This window comes from Ruegeria sp. CDSC054 (assembly GCF_059610645.1).
The window spans coordinates 543,932-565,635 of record NZ_JBXWOA010000002.1; the positions used below are offsets into that span (position 1 = coordinate 543,932).

General features: G+C 56.6%; 26 protein-coding genes and 1 tRNA gene. 4 read left to right on the forward strand and 23 right to left on the reverse strand.

Annotation, left to right across the window (positions count from 1 at the left end; genetic code table 11):
* Positions 1-36 precede the first annotated feature (36 nt).
* From AC2FGC_RS06625 to AC2FGC_RS06645, 5 genes are all read right to left on the reverse strand, one after another.
* A complete protein-coding gene (locus tag AC2FGC_RS06625; RefSeq protein WP_109312468.1) occupies positions 37-219 on the reverse strand; it encodes a DNA gyrase inhibitor YacG in 183 nt (60 codons plus the stop codon).
* Positions 216-1,238 (reverse strand): ribonuclease E/G, encoded by a 1,023-nt coding sequence (locus AC2FGC_RS06630; RefSeq protein ID WP_496725494.1) that lies wholly within the window; start codon positions 1,236-1,238, stop codon positions 216-218. Before AC2FGC_RS06630 ends, AC2FGC_RS06625 begins: the two co-directional genes overlap by 4 nt.
* Entirely contained in the window at positions 1,235-1,813 is a 579-nt protein-coding gene (locus tag AC2FGC_RS06635; protein ID WP_496725493.1) for a Maf family protein, read from the reverse strand. Before AC2FGC_RS06635 ends, AC2FGC_RS06630 begins: the two co-directional genes overlap by 4 nt.
* Positions 1,814-1,824: 11 nt before the next feature.
* Entirely contained in the window at positions 1,825-2,043 is a 219-nt protein-coding gene (gene infA / locus AC2FGC_RS06640) for a translation initiation factor IF-1 (protein ID WP_005978431.1), read from the reverse strand.
* 91 nt (positions 2,044-2,134) lie between these two features.
* Positions 2,135-3,010, reverse strand: coding sequence for a carbon-nitrogen hydrolase family protein (locus tag AC2FGC_RS06645; RefSeq protein WP_496725492.1), 876 nt, complete (start codon positions 3,008-3,010; stop codon positions 2,135-2,137).
* Between the two features lie 368 nt (positions 3,011-3,378).
* Here AC2FGC_RS06645 and AC2FGC_RS06650 point away from each other — a divergent pair, with 368 nt between their 5' ends.
* The gene (locus AC2FGC_RS06650) at positions 3,379-3,591 is read left to right on the forward strand and encodes a dodecin (RefSeq protein WP_496781749.1); all 213 of its coding nucleotides are present in this window, start codon (positions 3,379-3,381) and stop codon (positions 3,589-3,591) included.
* A gap of 56 nt (positions 3,592-3,647) precedes the next feature.
* On the opposite strand, the gene AC2FGC_RS06655 is transcribed toward AC2FGC_RS06650, so the two are convergent.
* The 10 genes from AC2FGC_RS06655 to AC2FGC_RS06700 form a co-directional block, all read right to left on the reverse strand.
* Positions 3,648-4,241: a GNAT family N-acetyltransferase gene (locus AC2FGC_RS06655; protein WP_496781751.1), complete on the reverse strand. Its 594-nt coding sequence runs from the start codon at positions 4,239-4,241 to the stop codon at positions 3,648-3,650.
* Positions 4,234-4,632 carry a ketosteroid isomerase-related protein gene (locus AC2FGC_RS06660; protein WP_496725489.1) on the reverse strand — a complete coding sequence of 133 codons (399 nt, stop codon included), beginning with the start codon at positions 4,630-4,632 and terminating at the stop codon, positions 4,234-4,236. The genes AC2FGC_RS06655 and AC2FGC_RS06660 overlap by 8 nt, the downstream gene beginning before the upstream one ends.
* Before the next feature lie 2 nt (positions 4,633-4,634).
* Positions 4,635-5,087 carry an arsenate-mycothiol transferase ArsC gene (locus AC2FGC_RS06665; RefSeq protein ID WP_058275393.1) on the reverse strand — a complete coding sequence of 151 codons (453 nt, stop codon included), beginning with the start codon at positions 5,085-5,087 and terminating at the stop codon, positions 4,635-4,637.
* Positions 5,088-5,090: 3 nt separating this feature from the next.
* Positions 5,091-5,570, reverse strand: a complete 480-nt coding sequence (locus AC2FGC_RS06670; RefSeq protein WP_496696377.1) for a UPF0262 family protein — start codon at positions 5,568-5,570, stop codon at positions 5,091-5,093.
* A gap of 85 nt (positions 5,571-5,655) precedes the next feature.
* Positions 5,656-6,453 carry a hypothetical protein gene (locus tag AC2FGC_RS06675; RefSeq protein ID WP_496725488.1) on the reverse strand — a complete coding sequence of 266 codons (798 nt, stop codon included), beginning with the start codon at positions 6,451-6,453 and terminating at the stop codon, positions 5,656-5,658.
* A gap of 124 nt (positions 6,454-6,577) precedes the next feature.
* Complete coding sequence (gene hisD / locus AC2FGC_RS06680; RefSeq protein ID WP_496725487.1) at positions 6,578-7,879, reverse strand: histidinol dehydrogenase; 1,302 nt, start codon at positions 7,877-7,879, stop codon at positions 6,578-6,580.
* A 60-nt stretch (positions 7,880-7,939) separates the two neighbouring features.
* The gene (locus AC2FGC_RS06685; RefSeq protein WP_496725486.1) at positions 7,940-8,407 is read right to left on the reverse strand and encodes a GNAT family N-acetyltransferase; all 468 of its coding nucleotides are present in this window, start codon (positions 8,405-8,407) and stop codon (positions 7,940-7,942) included.
* Between the two features lie 43 nt (positions 8,408-8,450).
* Positions 8,451-8,927 carry a DUF2948 family protein gene (locus AC2FGC_RS06690; RefSeq protein WP_496725485.1) on the reverse strand — a complete coding sequence of 159 codons (477 nt, stop codon included), beginning with the start codon at positions 8,925-8,927 and terminating at the stop codon, positions 8,451-8,453.
* On the reverse strand, positions 8,924-10,192 hold the full coding sequence (gene murA / locus AC2FGC_RS06695; protein WP_496725484.1) for a UDP-N-acetylglucosamine 1-carboxyvinyltransferase: 1,269 nt from the start codon (positions 10,190-10,192) through the stop codon (positions 8,924-8,926). Before murA ends, AC2FGC_RS06690 begins: the two co-directional genes overlap by 4 nt.
* Positions 10,193-10,198: 6 nt before the next feature.
* Positions 10,199-10,354, reverse strand: coding sequence for a hypothetical protein (locus AC2FGC_RS06700; protein WP_496781753.1), 156 nt, complete (start codon positions 10,352-10,354; stop codon positions 10,199-10,201).
* An 83-nt stretch (positions 10,355-10,437) separates the two neighbouring features.
* Between AC2FGC_RS06700 and AC2FGC_RS06705 the strand changes: the two genes are divergently transcribed.
* A tRNA-Thr gene (locus tag AC2FGC_RS06705) sits at positions 10,438-10,512 on the forward strand.
* 466 nt (positions 10,513-10,978) lie between these two features.
* Here the strand turns inward: AC2FGC_RS06705 and AC2FGC_RS06710 are convergent.
* From AC2FGC_RS06710 to AC2FGC_RS06725, 4 genes are read right to left on the reverse strand one after another with little or no spacing between them, the layout of a single operon-like run.
* Positions 10,979-11,104 carry a hypothetical protein gene (locus AC2FGC_RS06710; protein ID WP_496781755.1) on the reverse strand — a complete coding sequence of 42 codons (126 nt, stop codon included), beginning with the start codon at positions 11,102-11,104 and terminating at the stop codon, positions 10,979-10,981.
* 14 nt (positions 11,105-11,118) lie between these two features.
* The gene (locus tag AC2FGC_RS06715) at positions 11,119-12,381 is read right to left on the reverse strand and encodes an MFS transporter (protein WP_496781756.1); all 1,263 of its coding nucleotides are present in this window, start codon (positions 12,379-12,381) and stop codon (positions 11,119-11,121) included.
* 55 nt (positions 12,382-12,436) lie between these two features.
* On the reverse strand, positions 12,437-13,282 hold the full coding sequence (locus tag AC2FGC_RS06720; RefSeq protein WP_496781758.1) for an efflux RND transporter periplasmic adaptor subunit: 846 nt from the start codon (positions 13,280-13,282) through the stop codon (positions 12,437-12,439).
* A gap of 6 nt (positions 13,283-13,288) precedes the next feature.
* A complete protein-coding gene (locus AC2FGC_RS06725; RefSeq protein WP_496781760.1) occupies positions 13,289-14,362 on the reverse strand; it encodes an alpha/beta hydrolase in 1,074 nt (357 codons plus the stop codon).
* Between the two features lie 112 nt (positions 14,363-14,474).
* On the opposite strand from AC2FGC_RS06725, the gene AC2FGC_RS06730 reads away from it, so the two are divergent.
* Both AC2FGC_RS06730 and AC2FGC_RS06735 read left to right on the forward strand, forming a co-directional pair.
* A complete protein-coding gene (locus AC2FGC_RS06730; protein WP_496781762.1) occupies positions 14,475-15,488 on the forward strand; it encodes a helix-turn-helix transcriptional regulator in 1,014 nt (337 codons plus the stop codon).
* A gap of 532 nt (positions 15,489-16,020) precedes the next feature.
* Entirely contained in the window at positions 16,021-16,812 is a 792-nt protein-coding gene (locus AC2FGC_RS06735) for an inositol monophosphatase family protein (protein ID WP_496781764.1), read from the forward strand.
* Between the two features lie 3 nt (positions 16,813-16,815).
* Here AC2FGC_RS06735 and AC2FGC_RS06740 read toward each other — a convergent pair whose 3' ends face one another.
* From AC2FGC_RS06740 to AC2FGC_RS06755, 4 genes are read right to left on the reverse strand one after another with little or no spacing between them, the layout of a single operon-like run.
* On the reverse strand, positions 16,816-17,382 hold the full coding sequence (locus AC2FGC_RS06740) for a histidine phosphatase family protein (RefSeq protein WP_496781766.1): 567 nt from the start codon (positions 17,380-17,382) through the stop codon (positions 16,816-16,818).
* Complete coding sequence (locus AC2FGC_RS06745) at positions 17,383-18,453, reverse strand: ABC transporter ATP-binding protein (protein WP_496741254.1); 1,071 nt, start codon at positions 18,451-18,453, stop codon at positions 17,383-17,385.
* The gene (locus tag AC2FGC_RS06750) at positions 18,450-20,666 is read right to left on the reverse strand and encodes an ABC transporter permease (protein ID WP_496781767.1); all 2,217 of its coding nucleotides are present in this window, start codon (positions 20,664-20,666) and stop codon (positions 18,450-18,452) included. The genes AC2FGC_RS06745 and AC2FGC_RS06750 overlap by 4 nt, the downstream gene beginning before the upstream one ends.
* Positions 20,667-21,692: an ABC transporter substrate-binding protein gene (locus AC2FGC_RS06755; RefSeq protein WP_496781769.1), complete on the reverse strand. Its 1,026-nt coding sequence runs from the start codon at positions 21,690-21,692 to the stop codon at positions 20,667-20,669. It lies immediately after the preceding gene.
* Positions 21,693-21,704: the final 12 nt, after the last annotated feature.

The window sequence follows — 21,704 nt, forward strand, 5'->3', positions numbered from 1 at the left end:
GCTACAGGCAGTGTCCAGAGGCTTTTTCACATTTTTTCAATGTGGACGTTGTTGCTCTGCTTCGGGATCGGAAACTTCGGTTTCAACGTCCTCTTCCCGCTGCGATGGAACCGCGTAGGACCCGTTCAGCCACTTGGCCAGATCAATATCAGCACACCGTTTCGAACAGAATGGCCGAAACTCGGTTACAGACTTTTCTGCGCAGATCGGGCAGCTCATTTCAACACTTCCGACAACGGGATACGGCCGCGTTTGCGCTGTAGTTCGTAGTGGCCAAGAGGGGTCCAGCCTGCCAGCGTGGTTTCGATCGAATCTGCCTTCAACGCAGCGCGCAGAGAGGCCTCGAATCCACGGCGATCCTTTTTGGGCATTGGTGCTAGGTCCAGAGTGATTTGCCCCCCTAAACCGCGAACGCGCAATGCACGGGCAAGCCCTTTGGCACAGGCGAAATTGGCCTTGGTTCCGGCCGCCATCGACGTGTCGGACCCAGTGTTGACATCCACAGCGACCAAGGCCCGGGTGGGCTGAATATATAGATACCCGCCTCCGGGCAGTGGCTCGGAAATACCACGCGCCACGTCCAATGCATCCAATACGCCATGCGTTTCGAAACTGCCCAGCTGTGTCACAACCTCAGCTGGGTCAGTCCAGTCGCGCCAGGCCAGAACATGGGGTCCGTCACCTTCCAGCAGCAGCTCGGGCTCAGTTCCCGGATCGTTCAAAACCTGATCCGCATGGGCCAGCATTGCGCCGATATCTCCGGCGATTTCAGCCGCACCTTCGCCCTCACAACAGGACCGCAGGATCAGGCCATGGCTGCTGCCCTCCATGCTCTCATGAGCGATTTCAAGAAGGCGGTCACGCTCATCTTCGTCGTGGATGGAACGTGAGATATTCAAACCGGGCGCATCAGGCGTGACGATCGCATAGCGGCTTTTAAACAGAACCCGATCGGTCACTGGCAGCGCCTTACCGGGTTCGGCATAGCCCGTCACCTGAACTAACATCAGGGCACCGGGTGCGAGCCCTTTGACCTGTCGTAAAAAGGCCGGACCATCTGGCGTGGTCAGGAACATGCCACCCTGCCCTTTGACCGGTCGGTCGGCACGGGCACGGTAAATCGTACCCGGCGCGGGCGCGTCAGCTGCAATCAGGAAATCGTCCAGCTGGCCGTCGACCATAAGGGCGGCAGCTTCGCGGTTTTCGATGTGATCCAGAACGATGGTTCGACCCTTCATGACACCTCACGATACAGGGGATAGCCGATGCCTTGCAAAAGCGCGGCGGTCTCGGACAAAGGTAGACCCACAATGCCGGTAAACGAACCGGAAATCCACGGGATGAAAGCCCCGGCGGGGCCTTGAATGGCGTAAGCGCCTGCTTTGCCCTGCCAGTCTCCGGTCGCCAGGTAAGCGTTGATTTCAACGTCTGACAGGCGTTTGACCTTGACCTGAGACACCACATCACGTTGCAGAACGCGGTCCCCGCACCGTACGGCGACCGAGGTGATTACGCGGTGCCGTCGACCGGACAAAGCATGCAGGAACTCAGCCGCCTGGCTCGCGTCTTCTGGTTTTCCTAGAATACGGCGCCCCAGTGCGACCGTGGTGTCCGCGCAAAGAGTTACATCGTCGCCATCGGCCTGTACCGCCTGCACTTTTGCCCGCGTAATGCGATTGCAATAGGGCACCGGCAGCTCACCTTTCAGCGGCGTTTCATCAATGTCGGGTGCTCGGATGGCATCGGGCTGCACGCCAAGCTGGGCCAACAGGTCCAGCCGCCTTGGGCTGCCCGATCCTAAGATAAACGCCATTGCGGCAGGCGTTACTTGAAGCGGTAGTTGATCCGACCCTTGGTCAGATCATAGGGGGTCATCTCGACCTGAACTTTGTCGCCGGCCAGAACACGGATGCGGTTCTTGCGCATCTTGCCTGCCGTATGTGCGATGATCTCATGGCCGTTTTCCAGCTCGACCCGAAACGTCGCATTAGGCAGGAGTTCCTTCACGACACCGGGAAATTCGAGCGTATCTTCCTTGGCCATGTTGTCTCCACATTTAAGTTGCACTCGCAGAATCTGCGAGGATGTGCGCTTAAATGAGCCCATTTGGGGCTTATTTCAAGGGCGGAATCACCTAAAGGGCGGATAATGTGACCGATTCGACTCGGGGGGCTTGTTCTTCCCAGTGCGTTCGGTTCAGCACCTGGCCGTCGGCACGCACTTCCGCGATGGCGGACAGATCGATGTCTGCATAGGTCCAACCGGGGTGGTTAAGTGTGCCTTCGGCCAGTACGCCGGTGGCCGGAAAGCCCTTGTCTGGCGGGCCGAAAATGCCACCCGTTCCGGTATTCATATCTACAGCCTCGGACCAGTCGTTGTTCCCGACCAATGACGCCATAACCGTAACGCACTGATTTTCCAACGCTCTTGACATAGCACCAATCCGAACGCGCCAGTAACCCGAAAGCGCTTCGGTACACGAGGGGACAAGGATAAGGTCTGCCTCGCTGAGAGCACGACCCAGCAACGGAAATTCGCTATCATAACAGATCAACACCCCGATCTTGCCCAGCGCCGTATCGAACAGTTTCAATGGGCCGCCAGGGGCGATATCCCACGACTCGCGTTCGAACCGGGTCATAATCTGTTTGTCCTGGTGGTCCTGTTTGCCATCTGGGGCATAGAATGCAGCCCGGTTCACAGGTCGACCAGGGCCATCCAGAACCGGGGCCGATGCGCCCAAAATGTACGTCTTGTACTCCTGCGCGAGGCGCCGGTGCAGATTTCGCACATCCGCCATCCGATCCGAGACCGCGTGGATCGACCGCTCCAGATCACCCGCCACCTCGGCCCCGTCGAGCGTAGACAGCTCCATCGCGCCATATTCAGGAAAAACCAGCAGGTCCGCCCCCTGCCCCGCGGCGTCTGAGACCCAGCGGTCCAGCTTATCTTCATACTGCGCCCAGCTGTCGAGCCAATCGAGGTTATAGGCGGCAGTAGCGACTTTCATGGGCTATCCTTGCGGTCCAAACTCGGGCGAATTTAAGTGTGAGTTCGCGGGCTGTATAGCCCCATCCTGACACCTTGGGTTTTGAGTGACCATTTCCGCTATGACCCCGAACTGTCAAATGCCGCAGGATGCATGAATGACTGCCAATCCTTGCTCTTGTCGGAAATGAGCGGCCAACGAAACCGTCATTGTTGACCGGTGAACCAGCACACAATTCATTTTAAAGTGCTGGTATGTCAGCATACAACCATCTGTCAGTCTGCAAGAGACAGATTCAGTTGATGTCTTGGCAATGATGAGAGAGCCTGAGGGTCGGTTCCGAGGGGCCATCAAACACGCACCCAATAATCCAGTTCAGCTTAGGGAGAATGAAAGTGACGAATGCAACTTACAAGAAAATCGATGTCGTCGGCACGTCAACGGAATCTGTTGATGCAGCTATCAGGTCGGGTATCTCAAAGGCGGCTGAGACAGTTAAAAACCTTGATTGGTTCGAAGTTTCGGATATCCGAGGTCACATAACGGATGGCGAAGTTGGTCACTTCCAGGTCGCTATGAAAATCGGGTTCAGGCTCGACTAAGACAAGGCACAAGAACAGCAAAAGACCGATTTGTCCGCAGAGCAGACGAAAACTATCTACAGATCCCGCATCCAAAACTGCAGTCGCTTTGCTGTCTCGCCCTCTTCGCCAACATCCTTCCACGAAAACTGCGCGATCACACCGGGCAGCGGCTCATATCCCCGCGCGCGCCAGACGGTATCCAAGGGGCGATAATTATTGGACCGCATGGGGTGGTCTGGGGCGCGCTGTACACTGCAAAAGGCGCATTTTCTGTAGCCCAGCTTGCGCGCGTGTGCCTCGCGAAGGTCAAAAAACTTATGCCCAACCCCCTGCCCCCGATAGTCCGGCAAAAGGACAGATTCGGCGCAGTAGAAGATGTCGGTCAGGTCCAGGCCCGAGCCTTCAAAGGCGGCGGCGAAATCATCAGCGTGATCGGTCAGAGGGGCACCGGTTGAAGTGCCTATCAGGCGGTCACCATCGAACGCTCCAACAACGACCGCTTTGTCGCTGTCACGGTAAGATTGCAGGTACTTCCGCTCGTAATCGATGTCGCCGTCATACAGATACGGCCATGCCCGAAACACTAGAATCCGCAAACGCGCCACATCGTCCAAAGCATTTGTCAGCGCCGCGCCAGTCAGGGGGCGGACAGCTGTAACCTCAGCCATTCGAAACCTGCTTTGTCCAGTCAGCGAGGTTGTAGAACGTGGTAACGCGGGTGATCTTGCCGTCTTTCAAGTCAAAGAACGACCCAGCGGGCAAGCGATAGGTCTGGCCGTGGGCTTCGGGCAAACCCTCATCCGTTTGCAGATAGGTGCCGTTCACAGTGAACTCGGCCGAAGCGCGGGTGCCGCCTTCGGCCTCAAACACCACGATGTCCGTCAGGTGTTCCTTGTAGCAGCGGTTCATATGGGCGCAGAAGGCTGCAAATTTTTCCTTGCCAGTGCGGATCTGGCCTTCGTTCACGTGATGAGCCACGTCATCTGACAGGCAAGCCAGCATGCCGTCGACGTCACCGGCATTGAAAGCGTCGAAATAGGTTTTGACGGTCTGGTTCATGGTCACTCCGTAGGTTCGCCCCAGCGACCTTTGAGATGCTGAATGATCTGGTCGCGGGTCTGTCGGTAGTGAATTAACTTGTCTGCGCGGCTTTCGCCCAGTCCGGTAGGGTCCATTATTGGCCAATAATCGACATCCAAGTGAAAAATGCGCGTCAATTCCAGAGCCTGGCGCTGACTGGCTGGAGACAACGCAACGATCAAGTCGAACGAGCTGAGGTCGTCACCCCATTCCTGCATCTCATCAAACGAGCGGGACCGATGGCGGGACAGTTCAACGCCGACTTCCTGACAGACAGCAATGCAAAATCCGTCAATCTCAAGGTCATTTCGCACACCGGCGGACTGCACATAAGTGCCCGTACCATAGAACTTTTTCATGAGCCCTTCGGCCATAGGGGACCGAACCGCGTTATGGTCGCAACAAAACAGGACCGACTGCGGTAAAGGCTTCACGCGTCAGCCCCCGAAATGCAGCACGCAGATCAGCGTGAAAAGGCGACGCGCGGTATCGGTATCTATGTCGGCCTTACCTTCAAGTCGCTCCTGCAAGACGCGGCTGCCTTCGTTGTGGATGCCGCGACGGGCCATGTCGATGGTTTCGATCTGGCTGGGCGGCAGGGTTTTTACCGCGTTGAAATAGCTTTCGCAGATCTGAAAATAATCTTTGACCACTTGCCGGAACGGCCCCAGCGACAGGTGAAACTCAGCTGCCTTTTCCTCGGCCTCGGTGGCTATGTCAAAGACCAGCCGCTTATCGCGGATCGACAGCTGCACACGGTATGGTCCATCAGGCGTGACACGGTCATCGCGCACCGGCAGCGCAAAGCTGTTTTCTTCCAGCAAATCATAGATCGCAACCTTACGCTCCTGCTCAATCTCGGGGGTCGGCGGAGGCAGGTTTCGGTCGTCAAGTTCGATGTGCGAGATACGAGTCATAAGGCGTGGTCCGTTCAGGTCGGGACAGACTTATAGCAACAAAATTAAATGGGCAACGCACACAGACCATTTCCTGACAAACTCGCTACAACGGGTGATCCGAAGGGTCGATTCCGTGCTTCCGCAGCAGGGTGTCGACAAGCGAGCCCTTGGCGATTTCACGACCCTGAAAAATCTTCCGAAACCAAGATCCAAAGAAATGCACGGACATTTTGTTCTGCCAGTCCAGAAACTCGAGCGCCGACATATCCGGATCGTTCCAGTGCTTTCTGTACCTAAGAGGAATCGCGTAAAGCTCGGCGCGGGCAGAACACATATCATGTTCCGGCGTGTCATAAATGTAGTGAAAGAACAAAGGTGGCCCAAAGGTCGAAAGCGGCAAACTCCAGACAGTTGATCTGCCGAATATGTCGATGTAGCTCTTTCGCCGATCCTCTGCCCACCAGGGCGGAACAAGGTCACTGTCAAAAGCAAAATCACACATTTTTTTCAATGCCGGGCTGTCGCTTGGCAAGGCAACAACACCATTCATCATACGTCGACGTTTCATATTCGCCTTAGGAAACAAGTAACCCTGTTTGGTCTCGAACGGTCTGTTCGCGTAGGCATCGGCATCCACCCAGATATAGTCGGTATCCTGCATAAGCTTCAGGCGGAACAGATCCGCATGAACGGCAACGGATCGGGTGATCGGGTCGCAGTAAATCTCGGACGTATCAAATACTTCACGTGCGTCACGCGCCTCGATGTAATCCGGAATATCCTCGAGGTCGCCATAGTGGTAGACGATCGGCTTCTGGTCCACATCCGCGAAGGATTTCAGGCACAAATGCTCTAGAAAACTAAACCGTTTGCCGATCCAGAGTGTTGCCACGCGTTCCAAGTCTGGCTCCTTTGTACCGGGTCGTCTTGCGGCTAGGGCGCCGTTGAACACCCATATGTTTCAAGCCCAATCCATGAAAACCAATACAGGTTCACAGCAGGTGTGACCCCATAGCCATAAACCTTCAGCCATTCAGGCGCTTCAGCCGCGCCGTGACAGACAGCCCATGCGCCTCTAGGCTTTCGGATTGTGCCAGTTGCTCAGCTGCTGGTCCGATTGCACGCAGGGCTTCTGGTGTCATTTGGCTGAGTGTGGTGCGCTTGAGAAAATCCATCACGCTGAGACCCGAGGAGAAGCGGGCCGAACGGGCCGTCGGCAGTACGTGGTTGGGGCCGCCAACATAGTCTCCAATGGCCTCGGGCGTGTACTGGCCCAGGAAGATAGCGCCAGCGTGGACAGTCTTGGCGCTCAGCGCGACCGGGTCGGCCACGCACAACTCAAGGTGTTCGGGCGCGATGCGGTTCGACAATGCCGCCGCCTCGTCCAAATTACGCACGGTGATGATCGCGCCGAAATCACGCCAGCTGGCCCCCGCGATTGCGCGGCGTTGCAGGGTTTCAAGGATTTTATCGACGGCTTTGGCGACAGCCTGCCCAAACCCGGCGTCATCTGTAATCAGAATCGACTGCGCGCTTTCGTCATGTTCTGCTTGGCTAAGCAGATCCAACGCGATCCAGTCGGGGTCGTTGTCCTTGTCGGCAATCACCAGAATCTCGGACGGGCCGGCAATCATGTCTATGCCAACCTTTCCAAAAACGCGGCGCTTGGCGGCGGCGACAAAGGCGTTGCCCGGCCCGGTGATCTTGTCGACGGGCGCGATACTGTCGGTGCCATAGGCCAGTGCGGCAATCGCCTGTGCACCGCCTACACGATAGACTGTATCCACACCGGAAAGCTGCGCCGCCAGCAGGACCAACGGGTTCACCTGCCCGTCCGGCGTTGGCACCGCGATGGCCAAACGCTCGACCCCCGCAACCTTGGCCGGGATTGCGTTCATCAGCACTGATGACGGATAAGATGCCAGCCCGCCGGGCACATAAAGACCAGCAGCCGACACTGCAGACCAGCGCCACCCCAGCGTTGCGCCTGCTTCATCGGTCCACGCGTGATCCTCAGGCATCTGCCTTTCGTGATAGGTCCGGATACGGTCGGCAGCCAATTCCAGCGCGGCCCGATCTTCGGCCGAGACCTGATCCACAGCCTCAGTGATCTGTTCAGCGCTGAAGGCCAATGTTTCGGGGGTCAGCTCCAGCCGGTCAAACTTGGCGGTCAGTTCGATCACCGCCGCATCGCCGCGTTTCCGCACGTCATCGATAATCTCAGCGACAACGGCGTCCACATCCGGGCTGTCCTCGCGCTTGGCGGACAATAGTGTTTTGAAGGCGGTCTCGAATTCAGACGACGTCGTGTCGAGGAAAACAGGCATGTTCTGGCACTCCGGAGCGTTTGATCGGGACATACCGCCCAGATGGGCCGGCCTCAACCCTCAGTCCTGTAGGTGCAGCGATTTGCGCATACTCAGACAGGATAAGTCACAGCGCTGACTGCATCCTCCGGTGGCTTTCCAGCCGTGTCGCGCATAGAAACCCTGTGCCGTTCGGGTGGCTTCAAGCTGCCCCTCGGTACAGCCAAGAGCGATTAGTTCCTGCTCTAGCGTCTTCAACAAAGCACCGCCAATACCGCAACCAATGTGACCTGGATCGATATACAAAAGCGTGATTTCTCCGGCTTCGGTCAGCCCACCAACTGCCGCAGGCTGCCCGTTATGTTCGGCAAGCCAGATTTGTGCGCCGTTTCTGATCCAACCCCTGATCGTCGCCGGATCCTTGTTTGCGGTCCATTGCGCGATCAACTCAGGATCATCCTGATGGTCCGCCTTACAAAGTTCGGTAATTGACCGGATCAGAACATGGCTCAGATCGAACACATCGAAAACGGTCGCACGGCGCAGCACCAGACCCTGTGGGGGTCCGGTGAATGCCTGTGCTATGCCGCGCTTATTCCGGATGGTGCGGTGCCTGACCGGATGGGGCCTGATACGGCCGGGTCACGTCCTTGAGGGTGACATCCAGCGCCTCGACCGACAAACGGATTGCACCGTCGCCTGCCAGCGTCAGCGTAATCTGCCCGGCGCCATCTTCTCCGGCTTCGAAATCGATCGACAGCAGAGACATCACCATGTCCTTATCGCTGCGGTCGACACCCTGACTGGCCACTGACAGGACCGAGCCGACAACCAAAACCGCCTGCACCCGTTCGAATGGCCGATCCCGGCGCGCGGCAGCGTCCTTGTCTTCCCAGCGGAAGCGATTCAGCAGTAAACCGAAGCGGCGTTCAGAGGGTCGCCACGTCATTTCGGTGATTGGGAAAATCGCATCCTGCGCCAGGGTCGAGATCACCTGAAGGTCATCGGCGTCCTCGGCCCCCAGATTCAGTGGGGCTTCGCGTCCGTCTTCGAAACTTGCATCTGTCATTGGCCTTTGATCCGTTCAATCTTTGCGCCCACGCCTTCCAGCTTACGCACCACATGTTCATATCCGCGGTCCAGATGATAGACCCGACTGACGGTCGTTTCCCCCTCAGCTGCCATTCCGGCCAGAATCAACGAGACTGAGGCCCGCAAATCCGTCGCCATCACGGGCGCTCCCTTCAGGCGTTCAACTCCGGTCACGGTCGCTGTACCGCCATGCACTTCGATATTTGCGCCCATGCGCACCAATTCGGGGGCATGCATGAAGCGGTTCTCAAAGATACGTTCTTCCAGAACCGAAGTTCCCTCGGCCGTGCACATCAGTGCCATCATCTGCGCCTGCAGGTCGGTCGGAAAGCCGGGGAATGGCTCGGTCACCACATCCACGGCGCTGACACGACCGTTTTTGCGGACAACCTTCAGGCCATTTTGAGTTTCTTCGACATGCACGCCTGCCGCATCCAGCTTGGCCGCAAAGGATTCGACCAAAGCCATACGACCTCCCAACAGCTCAACCTCGCCGCCGCACATCGCAGGGGCCAGCATATAGGTACCCAATTCAATCCGGTCGGTCACCACCTGATGTGTTGCACCATGCAGCCGATCTACGCCCTGAATCTCGATGGTCGAGGTCCCCTCACCCGAAATCTGTGCACCCATCTTGCGCAGACATTCGACCAGATCGACGATCTCAGGTTCTCGTGCAGCGTTCTTCAGAACGGTCGTGCCTTTGGCCAGCGTCGCAGCCATGACGATGTTCTCGGTCGCGCCCACCGAGGCAAAGCGCATTTCATGCACCGCGCCTTTCAACCCTCCGGGGGCTTTGGCGTGCAAGTAACCGTCTTTCAGTTTAATTTCTGCGCCCAGCGCTTCAAGTCCTTCGACGTGCAGATCCATCGGACGCGCGCCGATGGCACACCCACCGGGCAGCGACACGACGGCCTGCCCGAAACGCGCCAGCAACGGACCCAGCACCAGATTGGACGCCCGCATCTTTCGCACGATCTCATAATCCGCCGTCTGACTGGTCAGGTCATGGCTGGACATCGCCAGCACCTGCCCATCCTGCAACGAGGACACTTCGGCCCCCAGCGATTGCAACAGCGCAGTCATTGTCTTGATGTCACTCAGCCGTGGCGCATTGGTCAACGTCAGCGGTTCTTCGCTGAGCAACGTTGCGGGCATCAGCGTCAGACATGCGTTCTTGGCCCCCGCAATCGGTATCTGTCCGTTCAGCGGCCCGTTGCCCGTTACCAAAATCGAATCCATCTGCTCTTATCCCTCGTCCTTGCCGGCCTTGCCTCCGGAAGCCGCTCGTGCCTTGGCCTGCGCCTTGCGCCGCGCCATATTTGCCTTGAGCGCGGCCTTAAGCCGTTCTTCGCGCGCGTCCCCGGATTTACCGTCTTTTTTGGGTGAATTTTTGTCTGCCATTGTCTTTCTCTACAGGAGACAAAAAAAACCGTCCAGACACCCTTGCGCCGCGTTTCGTTTGAGTCTAATCACCCGCCCACAGCGCTGCTGTAGCTCAGAGGTAGAGCACTCCCTTGGTAAGGGAGAGGTCGAGAGTTCAATTCTCTCCAGCAGCACCATCAAATCAAAAACTTAGAGGATTGTCGACGTGGCCCCACAGGGGACTGGCGACCACATGGCGACCATCGCACAGGATCCCTAAGCCGGTGGCTACGTTGCGCCGATTGGCCTGAGCATTCGATAATCGGCTGCACCTATCTGACGAACCCGCCCCCCGGCCTACCCCCTCAGTCAACCGTGCGCATGCCAGTGAGGCTCGCCGATTTTGCGAGGCATGATTTTCAAAGGCCCATCCTCTCTGAGGTAAGGTTCTAACTGTTCTTTGAAGGCTGTCGAAATGGGGGCTCGGGACGAATGCCCGCTTCTGCCCGACAGGGGGCGTTCACACAAGACGGAGCTACGTCCTAGGTGCGGACAAAACCGACATTAGCTCTACTTGCCTGAATGACCATTTAAAGCCCCGCCGCAGACATTCATATTTCTGTAGATTGTGCGGAAAGTGAATCCTCAGGCTGTTTTGGCGGTTTAACCGCTAGCCGCGCGTACCATCAGCATCGCGCTTGCCGCGTTGATGGCCAAGGCAACAAATACCAGCAAGATGAGCAGAGTCGCTTTTTCTGCGCGAAAGAGATTTGTTGAGGGGGTGATCATGGTGGTCTCCTACCTTACCGTTTCTGGGTGGGGACGGATTTGAGGCTAGTGGTTTCGGTCGCCTTAAAGCGGGTTTGTTCCGCTCTGGCTGCCGGGGCTACTGTTTTGATCCTGAAAGCGGTGAAGCCCGCGAAGGCGGCCATCGCAAGTACAAGCGTCCAGCCCATGACCGCATCGCCAAATACCGCCGAAAGCGCGCTGGTCATGAGAGGGCCTGCAATGCCGCCGATGGTGAAGACAAACAGCATTGTGACAGCACTGGACGCGACATAGACGGGCACAGTGCGGTCCATCGCGTGAGCCAAAAGCAGCGAGTAGAGGGTGAGCATTGATCCGCCCAGGAGGATCAATCCGGCGAGCATTGCAATGTAAAGTGGTGTGCCCACGATGGCTGAGTAGCGCGCACCGTCGCCAGTGGCGAAAGTGGCGAAGGCCGCAAGGGCGCCGGTTGCGACTGTCGCCGTCACTACAATGACGCGGCGCCGATCCATGCGGTCTGACACAAATCCAAGCGGATAGAGAAACAGGATACGCCCGACGTAAATAGCAGCGATGCCAATAGCCACATCCGTGGCATCAATGCCAATGACAGCCGCCCGATACGGCACAACATTCATGAACACTGTGGACACGATACCAACGGTGAGCGCGCCGAGAGCGGCAGTGGGCGCGTCTTGAAACAGCGCCTTGAAGCGTACATTCGCCCGTTCTTTGCCCTCGGGCGGCGTGCTGGGCGTCGCGGCGATCACCACAATTGCCAGACAGTAGAGCAAGGACATCAGCACAAAAGACTGGTTCAGGTCGTCGGGTGTAACGATGACGAGAACCTGACTGAGAACCGACATCAACCCGAGGACAATGGCAAACACGGCAAGCAATCGGCCCCGCGATTTTTCGTCGACGGTTTCGCTGATCCAGGCGTCACCGATGGCAAAAAGGCCCGCGGTTGCAACGCCGGTCATCAGGCGCACGATTAGCAGCGTGGGCTCGTTCTCAGTCACGGAAAAAAGCAGGGCGGCAGCGGTGCATATGGCCGCCCCCGCAGAAAATGCACGAATATGTCCAATGCTGGTGATCCAGCCTGCAATGTAGAAACAGCCGATCAGGAATCCCAACGAGTAAGCAGCGGGCGCCAGCGCAGCGATTTCCTGAGACGCGCCGGTTTGGGCAAAATAGAGCGCGACGATGGTACCCGATGCCGCAGTCACCAGCTGTATCGCCGCGACCGCGATAAACAGGTATTTCAGGGTGTGGATTTGATCGCTGAATCGGGCCATGGAACTGCTCCAGGAAAGAGAGGAAAAGTGGGGCGCGCCTGACGCGCGACCTGCTTTAGTTTGGAAAGCTGACTTTGACTTCGACGTTCAAGCCGGGAATAAGGCCGCGCTCAAGATTTGGGATTTCCGCCCAGATGCGCAGGGTTTCGTTCGCGGCCAGCACGCTTTCAGCAAAAAGCACGCGGCCACCCTGTGCCAGTGGCTGAACGTCACCTGGCAAATGCAAGTCGACCTGAAAGCGCTCTATCAGAGCACTCAGGCCCTCTGGCGTCGGCTGGTCCAGCGCGATCAGGGATTTGTACGGCATTCCGTACACAACTCGGACCGTGTCTGTGTGCACAATCTGCGCCAGCGCCTGACCGTTTTCTGTGTCCAGATAAGTGCCCACCTGTTTTTGGGCGAGCCCAATTTGCCCCGAAATCGGCGCCCTGATCTGTGTCGAAGCCAGCTCAAGCTCTGCCAATGCACGGTGCGCCTGCGCCTCTTGCAACGCCACCTTGGCCAGTATCAGCCGGTCCGTAGCGTTTTGAACGGCCAGTTCGGAAACCGCATCGCGCGCGCCAAGTTTCGCCTGCCGTTGCGCCTCGGCCTCCGCTGTTGCCAATTCGGCCTCACGACGGTTTTCGATCGCACGGCTGGCGGCGAGCTTTTGTTCGTAAGCCGGGGCCGCAATTTCAAACAGCAATTGGCCTTTCTCAACCGTATCGCCCGGCTTGAAATGCACCGCCGCGAGGATGCCGCGCACCGAATTGGCCACCAGGGCGCTCTCACTGGCCTCTATCCGTCCGGTAAATGTCTCTGCGGCGAGCATGTTGGTGAAGTCTTTAACAGGCTCTGCATGGGCACTGTGTGTCATTAGAAGACCCAACAGCAGAAGCGGGAGTTTTGCAAAAACGGTCATTGTTGGTCACTCCAGATGCAGGTCAAAGAAGGTGTTGAGCTCACGCCAAGCGTCATGAGTCTCCGGCGCGTTCACGAAGAAACCTGCCATGTAGTCGCCGTGTGACTGGCCGTCGTAGACATGTAGATCGGCGGCAACTCCGGCGGCGCGCAGGGCGCGGTGCATGCGCACCGTGTCGCTCAGCAACAGGTCGCGTGTGCCGGTCAGAAGAACCGCCGGCGGCAGGTTGTCCAGATTGGCGTAGATCGGGGACAGTCGCGGATCGGTGCGGTCGGTACCGTCCGCATGAATGTCAAACGTGCCTTCAATCACACCCTCGCGGGCGCCAAGCGGATCAAGACCCTGCAACGTGATCCAGCTGTCCGACGTCTGCGCCAGATCCACAGCAGGCGTGCCTGCCATAATGGCCCCAGGCAAAGGGGTGCCCATGTCGCGCAGTTGTAAAACCGTCGACAACACCAGGTTGCCCCCCGCAGATGTGCCAAACATCGCAACTTTGGCTGGATCATAGTCCTTGATAACTTGCTGCCACACGGCGATCACATCATCTGTTGCGGCAGGAAACGGATGCAGCGGTGGGCGGCGATAGTCGACAGACACCACCTCAACACCCAAACCATGCGCCATCCAGATCGCTTCGGCCATGGCGGCCTCACCACCATTAAAAACGAAGGCCCCGCCGTGCACATGCACAAAAACGGTGTCCGCCCATCGGGGATCAATGGTGATTGGCGTGACACGGTAGGTGGTCACCCCCGCCACGTTCTCGATGGCGAATTGAGCGCCGGTCATCTCAAGCAAACGTGCGACCCCTTGCAGGGAGGCAGCGTCAAACTCGGCTTGCAACGTAAGCCATTGCTCGGTGGAGGATGGCGTTTCGGCATGCGTTCCAACTTGACGGCTTTCGATGAGCCCGGCCAGTTCCGGGGACACGCCCGCAGGAACCGGTGCGGTCCGCGCCGCCATTGGCAGACCTTCAATCACGGGCTTTGCGCTGTCTGCGGTGGCGACTGCAGGCACCGAAAGAGCCGCAATCAGTGCGCTTGTCAGAACAACTTTCAGGACGGAACGGCGTTTCATGTTTGGTCTCCAACTTTCAGTTTGGGTCATTCGTTTTGCTAAACTGGAGGTAATTTGTGGGGGGAGGCCGCGCCACTTCCAAAAGTGATCATTTCACGACAAACTGTCCGTCATGGACACGGTTTTGCAAAGCACCTTGGCGTTTCGCCCCGCGCTACAAGGGCTTGACCAAATTGCATCGCCGCGGGTGTCCGAACATGCCCTGAAAGAAGCTGGACTGTCGCGAGCGGTAATGGAAGACCCGACGGTGTTCCTCCCCTATCGGCTTCAGGCGCGATTCATGCAATCCGCCAGCCTGAAGATCTCCGAAAAACACATCGGTGCCTATATCACGCAAGACTTCCATTACGCCTCCTTTGGGGCCTACGCAGACTATGTGCTCGGCGCGCCGAAACTTGATGTGGCCCTGGCGCGGGCCGAAAAAATCTTGCCGTTCCTGCAACGGGGGTCAGTTATGCGCACCCGCGTGGTTGGCGATCATTTTGTGCTTGGGTTTGATGCCATGCTCGGCGGAATCGCCGGGGCAAATTTGATCGATCAGGACCTTCCGTTTGTGCTGCAGTCTGTGGTGCGCGAGTTCTGTGGACGCCGCTGGCGGCCGAGCTGGGTGGAGATGCCAGAGGTGCACCGAGGCACCGAAACCGCGCTGCAGTACATCTACAATGCAGAGGTGCGCGTGGGGGGATCCGCCGCCAGCATTGCGATCCCTTTGTCAGAAATCGAAACCCCTAATCCGCGGACAACCGATGAGAGGCTGGCGATGACCCTGGCAGGCATCCGCGATGTGCGGTCGGGGCAAACGCCCTCAACCACCAAAGAGGTGGTTGGGAACGCCTTGCGCGCGCAACTCGCCATGGGGCACGCCGACATCGAAACGGTGGCGGCCACATTGGGTGTCAGCGTACGCAAGCTGCAACGGCAGCTCACTGCAGAGAACACCAGTTTCAAAGAGATCCGTGTGGCTGAACAGACAGATCGAGCCAGGTCGCTGTTGTCGGGCACTGACCTTTCTGTCGCGGAGGTTGCCTTCAATCTTGGGTTCAGCGAGGTCAACAGCTTCCGCCGCACATTTGCCAGCTGGTTTGGAATTTCACCATCTAAGTTTCGCAAATTGAGCGGTACGTAGGTAGTAAGGCCTCAATGGAGCGACCAATGGCGCAATGTGCAGCGAAGGTTCAGTTTCCGCCCAAATTGATGAATGCTGCGTAGCGAACCAGTGTCCACTTTGGGCTCGAAGCAGACGTTCGCTGCGCTGCTCACGAACGTCCACTTTGCGGACAAAGCTGCCGTCCACTCAGCGCAAGGCAATGCCCGCACCCGGCCCAAAGCGGACATTTCAGATCTGCGGTTCGAATGGAGAGCCGAACTTTGTTGCGCGCAGACCAAATTGAACGCCGGCAAGTAAGCCGACATTCAAAGGGTCGGTGTCTCAGGATCTTAGCTGCGCTAACGCAAGTCGGTTCTACATCCAATCCAAACAGAAATTAGAGAACTATCGATCGGGAGATTCATCGCGGAGAAGATTGTAGACTCTAGTAACTCAAGGTTTATGGAGCCAATATTGGCACCTGAAGCAAGCGAGAAGACTATGTGGTTGCCTAGTCTTCGCTTGGCCTACAGTGTTGTTGGGAAACTCTCCCACCGAAAAAGGAGCACCTATGCCTCGACTTTCAGAACGCAGAGACTTTGCCACCGAAGTCTGCGAGGAGGCTGGGCTACTTGCCAAAAAGTTCTTTGCAGATCGGGTCAATCTTATAGTTGATCAAAAAGGCGCTCAGGACTGGGTGAGCGAGGCGGACAAGAACGTCGAGACTTTCATTCGTCAAAGGGTCGCGGAGGCGTGGCCCAACGATGGCGTATACGGTGAAGAGCATGGCGCGGCAGCGGGAGAGAGTGGCTTTGACTGGGTTATTGATCCGATTGATGGGACCACGAATTTCGTGAACGGTATTCCTGCATGGACCATTGTTCTGGCTGGTGTCACTGAGGGCCAAACGGAAATTGGTGTGATCCACGATCCAAACGTGGATGAAACTTTTGTCGCAACTCGCGGAGAAACTGCGACACTTAACGGATCACCGATAAGCGTCGCGCTAGGAGTGCCGTTGCAAGATGGAACAGTGGCTGTGGGATACTCGAACCGGATTGAGAGCCATCATGTCTTACCTGTTATCGAGGATCTGATCGAGCACGGGGCGATGTTTCACAGAAACGCCAGCGGAGCGCTTTCATTGGCTTACGTCGCTGCCGGGCGCCTGTTGGGTTACGTGGAGGAGCACATGAATGCATGGGATTGTCTTGCTGGGCAATTGCTGGTCTCGGAAGCGGGTGGCGTTGTCGAGGATCAGGACGCCGATGAGATGATCCGAGACGGCGGGCGCGTGATCGTGGGGACACCAGATGTGTTCGAGACGTTGCGTGAGATCGCAGAGAACGCTTGGAACGGATAGCACCTACGTCAAAGAGACCCAACATGAATCAGGCTTGAGCGTAACTAAATCTGCCTGCCAGAAATGGCCTTGTGAGGGTTGGTCGTGCTTGCGGTCTATCGAACAATTCGAGAGTGCGCACCAAAGCAATTTGCCCACTGCTCCGTGCGTTACAATTGCAAGATCCCCGGCATTATGCGACCGGATAATCTTAGTGACTGTCCGAAGAATGCGTATCTGTGCTTCGATCGCTGGTTCCCAACCGCGATAGCTACTTTCCGGCTGAGCAAAGAAAGCATCGGCCGCGGCTTCGAAATCTTTCAGCGGCAAGTAACCGGTTGCGCTGCGGTCATTCTCACCAAGATCCAAATTGCATTTCACTGACAGCTTTCGTGGTGCAGCAAGAATCTCGCCTGTTTCGCGGGCCTTCCGCTCGTCGCTGGTCCATATCTGAGTGACGTTGGACAAGATTCCACTGGATGCAAATTCAGTAGCGCGCTTACGGCCCACAGCATTCAAGCCCCACTCAGTTATCGGGACGGTCGGATCGATAGAGACCTCGGGGTGAGTGATGATAATGAGTTTCGGCATTTAATCCGGCAGAAGAACGGGTCCTTTGTCAGCAAAACCCATTCTGATTTCGGTGCCGGGATCAAGCGGCGCATCGACGTCATCGTGTACGGCAAATACCTGACCGAATGCACCGATCAGCGTATATTCCATCCGAACGCCAACATAGGTCGCCTTCGCCACCTTGGCTGGTATGCCTTGGTCTGAGCCGATCACCAGACGTGAAGGTCGCACTGCAATCGTTGCGTTTCCTTCGGACAAACCGCGACGTGGCAGCGTGTGGCGGTAGCCTTCTATTTCTATCGTTGCTACGTCGCCACTGATATCGACGATTTGGCAATCCAAAAGGTTTGCCTCACCTATGAAATCGGCAACAAATCGGTCGTCCGGGGCATCGTAAAGCTGGCGTGGAGTGCCCATTTGGGCGATCGCTGCGTTTCGCATGACGACAATTTCGTCCGAGACCGCCAGTGCCTCCTCCTGATCATGGGTCACGTAAACAACCGTCAAACCAAGATCTTGCTGGATTGCCCGAATATCCTCTCGCACCTGACGGCGAAGCTTGGCATCGAGATTGGACAGCGGCTCGTCGAACAGCAGAACCTGAGGCTCAAGAACCAGCGCGCGGGCGACGGCAACACGTTGTTGTTGGCCCCCTGACAGTTCAGAGGGAAGACGGTTGCCGAACCCCTGAAGACCGACCAGTTCCAATCCATACATAGCGCGGCCGCGGGCTTCATCCTTTGCAAAGCCCGAGAATGTGAGGCCATACATCACGTTTTCCAACACGCTCATATGAGGGAACAATGCGTATGATTGAAACACCATGGAAACATCGCGGTCGGTGGCCGGCAGTTTGGTCACGTCTCGGTCACCAATCAGGATTTTGCCTGAGCTTGCCATCTCCAACCCGGCAATCATGCGCAACGTAGTTGTTTTTCCGCAGCCTGACGGACCAAGCAACGTGACGAGTTTTCCTGCGTCTACTTGAAGATTGATGCTGTCGACGGCGACGACATCCTTGCCGAACACTTTCGACACGTTCTCAAAGCATACCGGCGCGGCCTTGGAACCGATTTTGGTGTCGGTCATGGCGATCTCTCCGTTCCGTGCTGCGTACGTCGGCCAATTTGGACCCGACCGACGAGAAGTTGCAATAAGCCGACTGCCGCGAGCATTACGAAAATCAGCGTTGTCGAATAGGCGATAGCAAGGCCATAATCGTTATTCTCGACCCGACCGATAATATAGCTGGTTGCCATGTCATACTCAGCGCTAACCAGAAAGATGACTGCCGAGATCGCCGTCATGGCACGGACAAAGCTGTAAACAAGCGCGGCAAGTATCGCGGGGCGCAGCAGCGGTAAGATGACGTTTCGAAAAGTCTGCCAAGAGTTTGCACCAAGAGTCAGCGAGGATTCATCCAGGCTGCGGTCAAGTTGCGACATGCTCGCGATGCCCGCGCGAACACCAACCGGCATATTGCGGAAGATGAAGCTGACAACCAGGATAACGCCAGTCCCAGTTATTTCGATTGGCGGAACGTTGAAGGCAAGGATGTAGCTGACGCCGATCACTGTTCCGGGAATTGCGAACGACAGCATGGTGCCGAACTCAAATGCGTTCTTGCCTGCAAAACTCTGCCGGGTCAGCAGGTAGGCTGTCACCAATCCAACGGCCGCAGTCAATGGTGCTGCAATGGCCGCAATGGTTATGGTGGTCCAGAAACTGTCCCAAGCCGCCCCGGTCCAGCGAATACCCTCTTCTTCGAAGCGAACCGAGAATGCAGTGATGTAGTGTTTGATCGTCAGCGAGTTATCAACGCCCCATAACTCGACTACACTGCCGTAGATGATCATCGCGTATACAATTATGGTAAACAGCGCCCAGCCCAAAGCAATGAGCAGCACTGGAACCGAAAGGCCGGTTGGCATAAGCGGGTGAACCCCTGCATCGCCTTTGCCGGTAACAGTTGTATAGCTCTTTTTTCCCAACCAGACACGCTGCGCGTAAAAGGCTGAAAGTGTAAAGAACAGCAGAACCATGGCTAGAACTGCCGCCCGACCTTGATCGTATTGAGCGCCGACGATAGCAAAGAATATTTCGGTCGAAAGCACGTCGAAATTGCCGCCCAATACAAGCGGGTTGCCAAAATCGGCCATGCTTTCAATGAAGCCCAGAAGAAACGCATTAGCCAGACCAGGGCGCATCAGGGGTAAGGATACGGTCTTGAAGGTCTGCCATCTGCTGGCCCGGAGGGTCTGGGCAGCTTCCTCCATCGAAGGAGAGACGCCTTCAACCACGCCGATCAGTACGAGGAACGCAATTGGTGTGAACGCAAGTGTCTGCGCAATCAGGATGCCCGGCATTCCGTAAAGCCACCGTGTCGGTTGCGTGCCGAATAGTTCAGCAACGAACCGGGTGACAGACCCGGACAGGCCAAAAAGCAGGATTAGCGCCAGGCCGATCACGAACGGCGGGGTGATTATTGGCAGAACGGTCAGAGCTCGCAGCGCACGCTTGTAACGAAAGCCTGAACGCGTCACGACCAGTGCAAAGCAAAGACCTAGGGCGGTGGTGATGACGCCAACTAGGATGGCAAGGAACAGTGAATTCCAGGCCGCGCCACAACGCGCACCCTGAAAACACCCCAGACCCCACAGTCGATCATCGAAAAACTTCGAGAAGAATACCGCAATGGAATACGCACCATCTTCGGTGATAAAGGCGGCGAAAAGCATTTTGGCAATTGGGAAAAAGACAAACGCGGTAACAATTGTAATCACGCCGCCGATGGCGCTCACAACAAAGACGTCACCGTTAATGGCACCTCTTGCTGCGATCCCCTGAGTGAGCAGGAACAGAAAGCTCGAGGCACATATCATTGCGCCGTAGCCCATACCGAACTGACGATCGCCAAGGTCGCCAAACAACGCTTCCAGCCAATCGAAATTGAATCCTCTTATGCCGATGCTGAACCCTTGGGCAATCAACCAACCGAAACCGAGCGCGCCGGACAGGATCAGAATGCGGGCATAAAGTGGATCAGATTTGGTGCGTTTCAACACCAAAAGCGGCAGCGCCAGAGCGATCAAGAGCGGCGCCAGCCAGAGTTTTTCACCCTGCCCAATCAGAAACGCAGCGGGGGCATAATCCTCATTGAAAGGGTAGCCGTCCAAAAGCCACTCGAACGACCACAGGCCGCCGTCGACCATGTACCAGGGCAACAGGCAGAATCCGACCCACCCGGCGATGATCCAGAAGATCAGGACCGGATGGGTCGTTTTTGAGTTCTGGTCAGTCATTTATTGCGGCAGAGTCGAAACCTCTTCGTCCCATTTCTGCAATAGACGCTTCCGTTCGTCTGAGGAGCCATACTTTTTGAAATCGTAGTCAATCAGCTTGATCTGGCTCATGTCAGGCGCACTGTCCGAAGTTTCCGCGCCCTTGTTTGATGGCACCTGAAAGGCGTTGACTTGAAGAGCAAGGTTCTGAGCTTCGGGCGAGAGGGCCCAATCGTAGAACTTTTTCGCCTCATCCTCGTTGCGAGCTCCGTCTATGATTGACATTGAGCCAATTTCATACCCGGTGCCTTCGCATGGTGCGACAACTTTGATCGGGAACCCCGAAACGGCCTGTTTCACAGCATCATGCATGAAGACAATACCAATGGTATTCTCGCCACGACCGGCGGCCTTGATGGGTGCTGAACCAGACTTGGTGTACTGATTGATGTTCGAATGCAGGCCTTTCATGAACTCAAAGCCTTCATCCTCGCCGAAGATCTGCACCATTGAGGCCAGCGTCGTATAAGCCGTGCCGGACGAGTTCGGGTTCGCCATTTGAACATGGCCCTTGTACTCGGGCTTCAGCAAGTCTTTCCAGCAGGCGGGTTCGGGCAGGTTGTTTGCGGTGACAAGGTCGGCATTGTAGCCATACCCAAGCGCACCCGAGTAAATACCGATCGTCTTGTTGCCGGCGCTTTCCGCCTGAGATATCGCCCAATCATGAAGCTGGTCGCGCATTGGCGACATGTATTCCATCGTCAGGCCTTCTTCGGCGGCCTGCAAATGCGGGTCACCCGTGCCACCCCACCAAACGTCACCCTTCGGGTTCGAACTTTCGGCTCGGATTTGTGCAAAGGTTTCGCCTGAGGATTTCCGGGTCATATTGACGTCGATGCCAGTCGCATCTTCAAAGCTTCGCGCCATGAGCTGGCACCAATCTTCTTGCGCCGAACAATAGAGTGTCAGCTTATCGGCCTGTGCCGCCGACAGTGACGCAGCCAGAGCAATCACCGATCCAACCGCAGTGGATGTCAATTTCCTCATTTTTTCCTCCCT

Bases quoted from the DNA above. Each gene is read 5' to 3' on its own strand.
- AC2FGC_RS06625 (WP_109312468.1), bottom strand. From the start codon at position 219: ATGAGCTGCCCGATCTGCGCAGAAAAGTCTGTAACCGAGTTTCGGCCA.
- AC2FGC_RS06630 (WP_496725494.1), bottom strand. From the start codon at position 1,238: ATGAAGGGTCGAACCATCGTTCTGGATCACATCGAAAACCGCGAAGCT.
- AC2FGC_RS06635 (WP_496725493.1), bottom strand. From the start codon at position 1,813: ATGGCGTTTATCTTAGGATCGGGCAGCCCAAGGCGGCTGGACCTGTTG.
- infA (WP_005978431.1), bottom strand. From the start codon at position 2,043: ATGGCCAAGGAAGATACGCTCGAATTTCCCGGTGTCGTGAAGGAACTC.
- AC2FGC_RS06645 (WP_496725492.1), bottom strand. From the start codon at position 3,010: ATGAAAGTCGCTACTGCCGCCTATAACCTCGATTGGCTCGACAGCTGG.
- AC2FGC_RS06650 (WP_496781749.1), top strand. From the start codon at position 3,379: ATGAAAGTGACGAATGCAACTTACAAGAAAATCGATGTCGTCGGCACG.
- AC2FGC_RS06655 (WP_496781751.1), bottom strand. From the start codon at position 4,241: ATGGCTGAGGTTACAGCTGTCCGCCCCCTGACTGGCGCGGCGCTGACA.
- AC2FGC_RS06660 (WP_496725489.1), bottom strand. From the start codon at position 4,632: ATGAACCAGACCGTCAAAACCTATTTCGACGCTTTCAATGCCGGTGAC.
- AC2FGC_RS06670 (WP_496696377.1), bottom strand. From the start codon at position 5,570: ATGACTCGTATCTCGCACATCGAACTTGACGACCGAAACCTGCCTCCG.
- hisD (WP_496725487.1), bottom strand. From the start codon at position 7,879: ATGCCTGTTTTCCTCGACACGACGTCGTCTGAATTCGAGACCGCCTTC.
- AC2FGC_RS06690 (WP_496725485.1), bottom strand. From the start codon at position 8,927: ATGACAGATGCAAGTTTCGAAGACGGACGCGAAGCCCCACTGAATCTG.
- murA (WP_496725484.1), bottom strand. From the start codon at position 10,192: ATGGATTCGATTTTGGTAACGGGCAACGGGCCGCTGAACGGACAGATA.
- AC2FGC_RS06700 (WP_496781753.1), bottom strand. From the start codon at position 10,354: ATGGCAGACAAAAATTCACCCAAAAAAGACGGTAAATCCGGGGACGCG.
- AC2FGC_RS06710 (WP_496781755.1), bottom strand. From the start codon at position 11,104: ATGATCACCCCCTCAACAAATCTCTTTCGCGCAGAAAAAGCGACTCTG.
- AC2FGC_RS06715 (WP_496781756.1), bottom strand. From the start codon at position 12,381: ATGGCCCGATTCAGCGATCAAATCCACACCCTGAAATACCTGTTTATC.
- AC2FGC_RS06720 (WP_496781758.1), bottom strand. From the start codon at position 13,282: ATGACCGTTTTTGCAAAACTCCCGCTTCTGCTGTTGGGTCTTCTAATG.
- AC2FGC_RS06725 (WP_496781760.1), bottom strand. From the start codon at position 14,362: ATGAAACGCCGTTCCGTCCTGAAAGTTGTTCTGACAAGCGCACTGATT.
- AC2FGC_RS06730 (WP_496781762.1), top strand. From the start codon at position 14,475: ATGGACACGGTTTTGCAAAGCACCTTGGCGTTTCGCCCCGCGCTACAA.
- AC2FGC_RS06735 (WP_496781764.1), top strand. From the start codon at position 16,021: ATGCCTCGACTTTCAGAACGCAGAGACTTTGCCACCGAAGTCTGCGAG.
- AC2FGC_RS06740 (WP_496781766.1), bottom strand. From the start codon at position 17,382: ATGCCGAAACTCATTATCATCACTCACCCCGAGGTCTCTATCGATCCG.
- AC2FGC_RS06745 (WP_496741254.1), bottom strand. From the start codon at position 18,453: ATGACCGACACCAAAATCGGTTCCAAGGCCGCGCCGGTATGCTTTGAG.
- AC2FGC_RS06750 (WP_496781767.1), bottom strand. From the start codon at position 20,666: ATGACTGACCAGAACTCAAAAACGACCCATCCGGTCCTGATCTTCTGG.
- AC2FGC_RS06755 (WP_496781769.1), bottom strand. From the start codon at position 21,692: ATGAGGAAATTGACATCCACTGCGGTTGGATCGGTGATTGCTCTGGCT.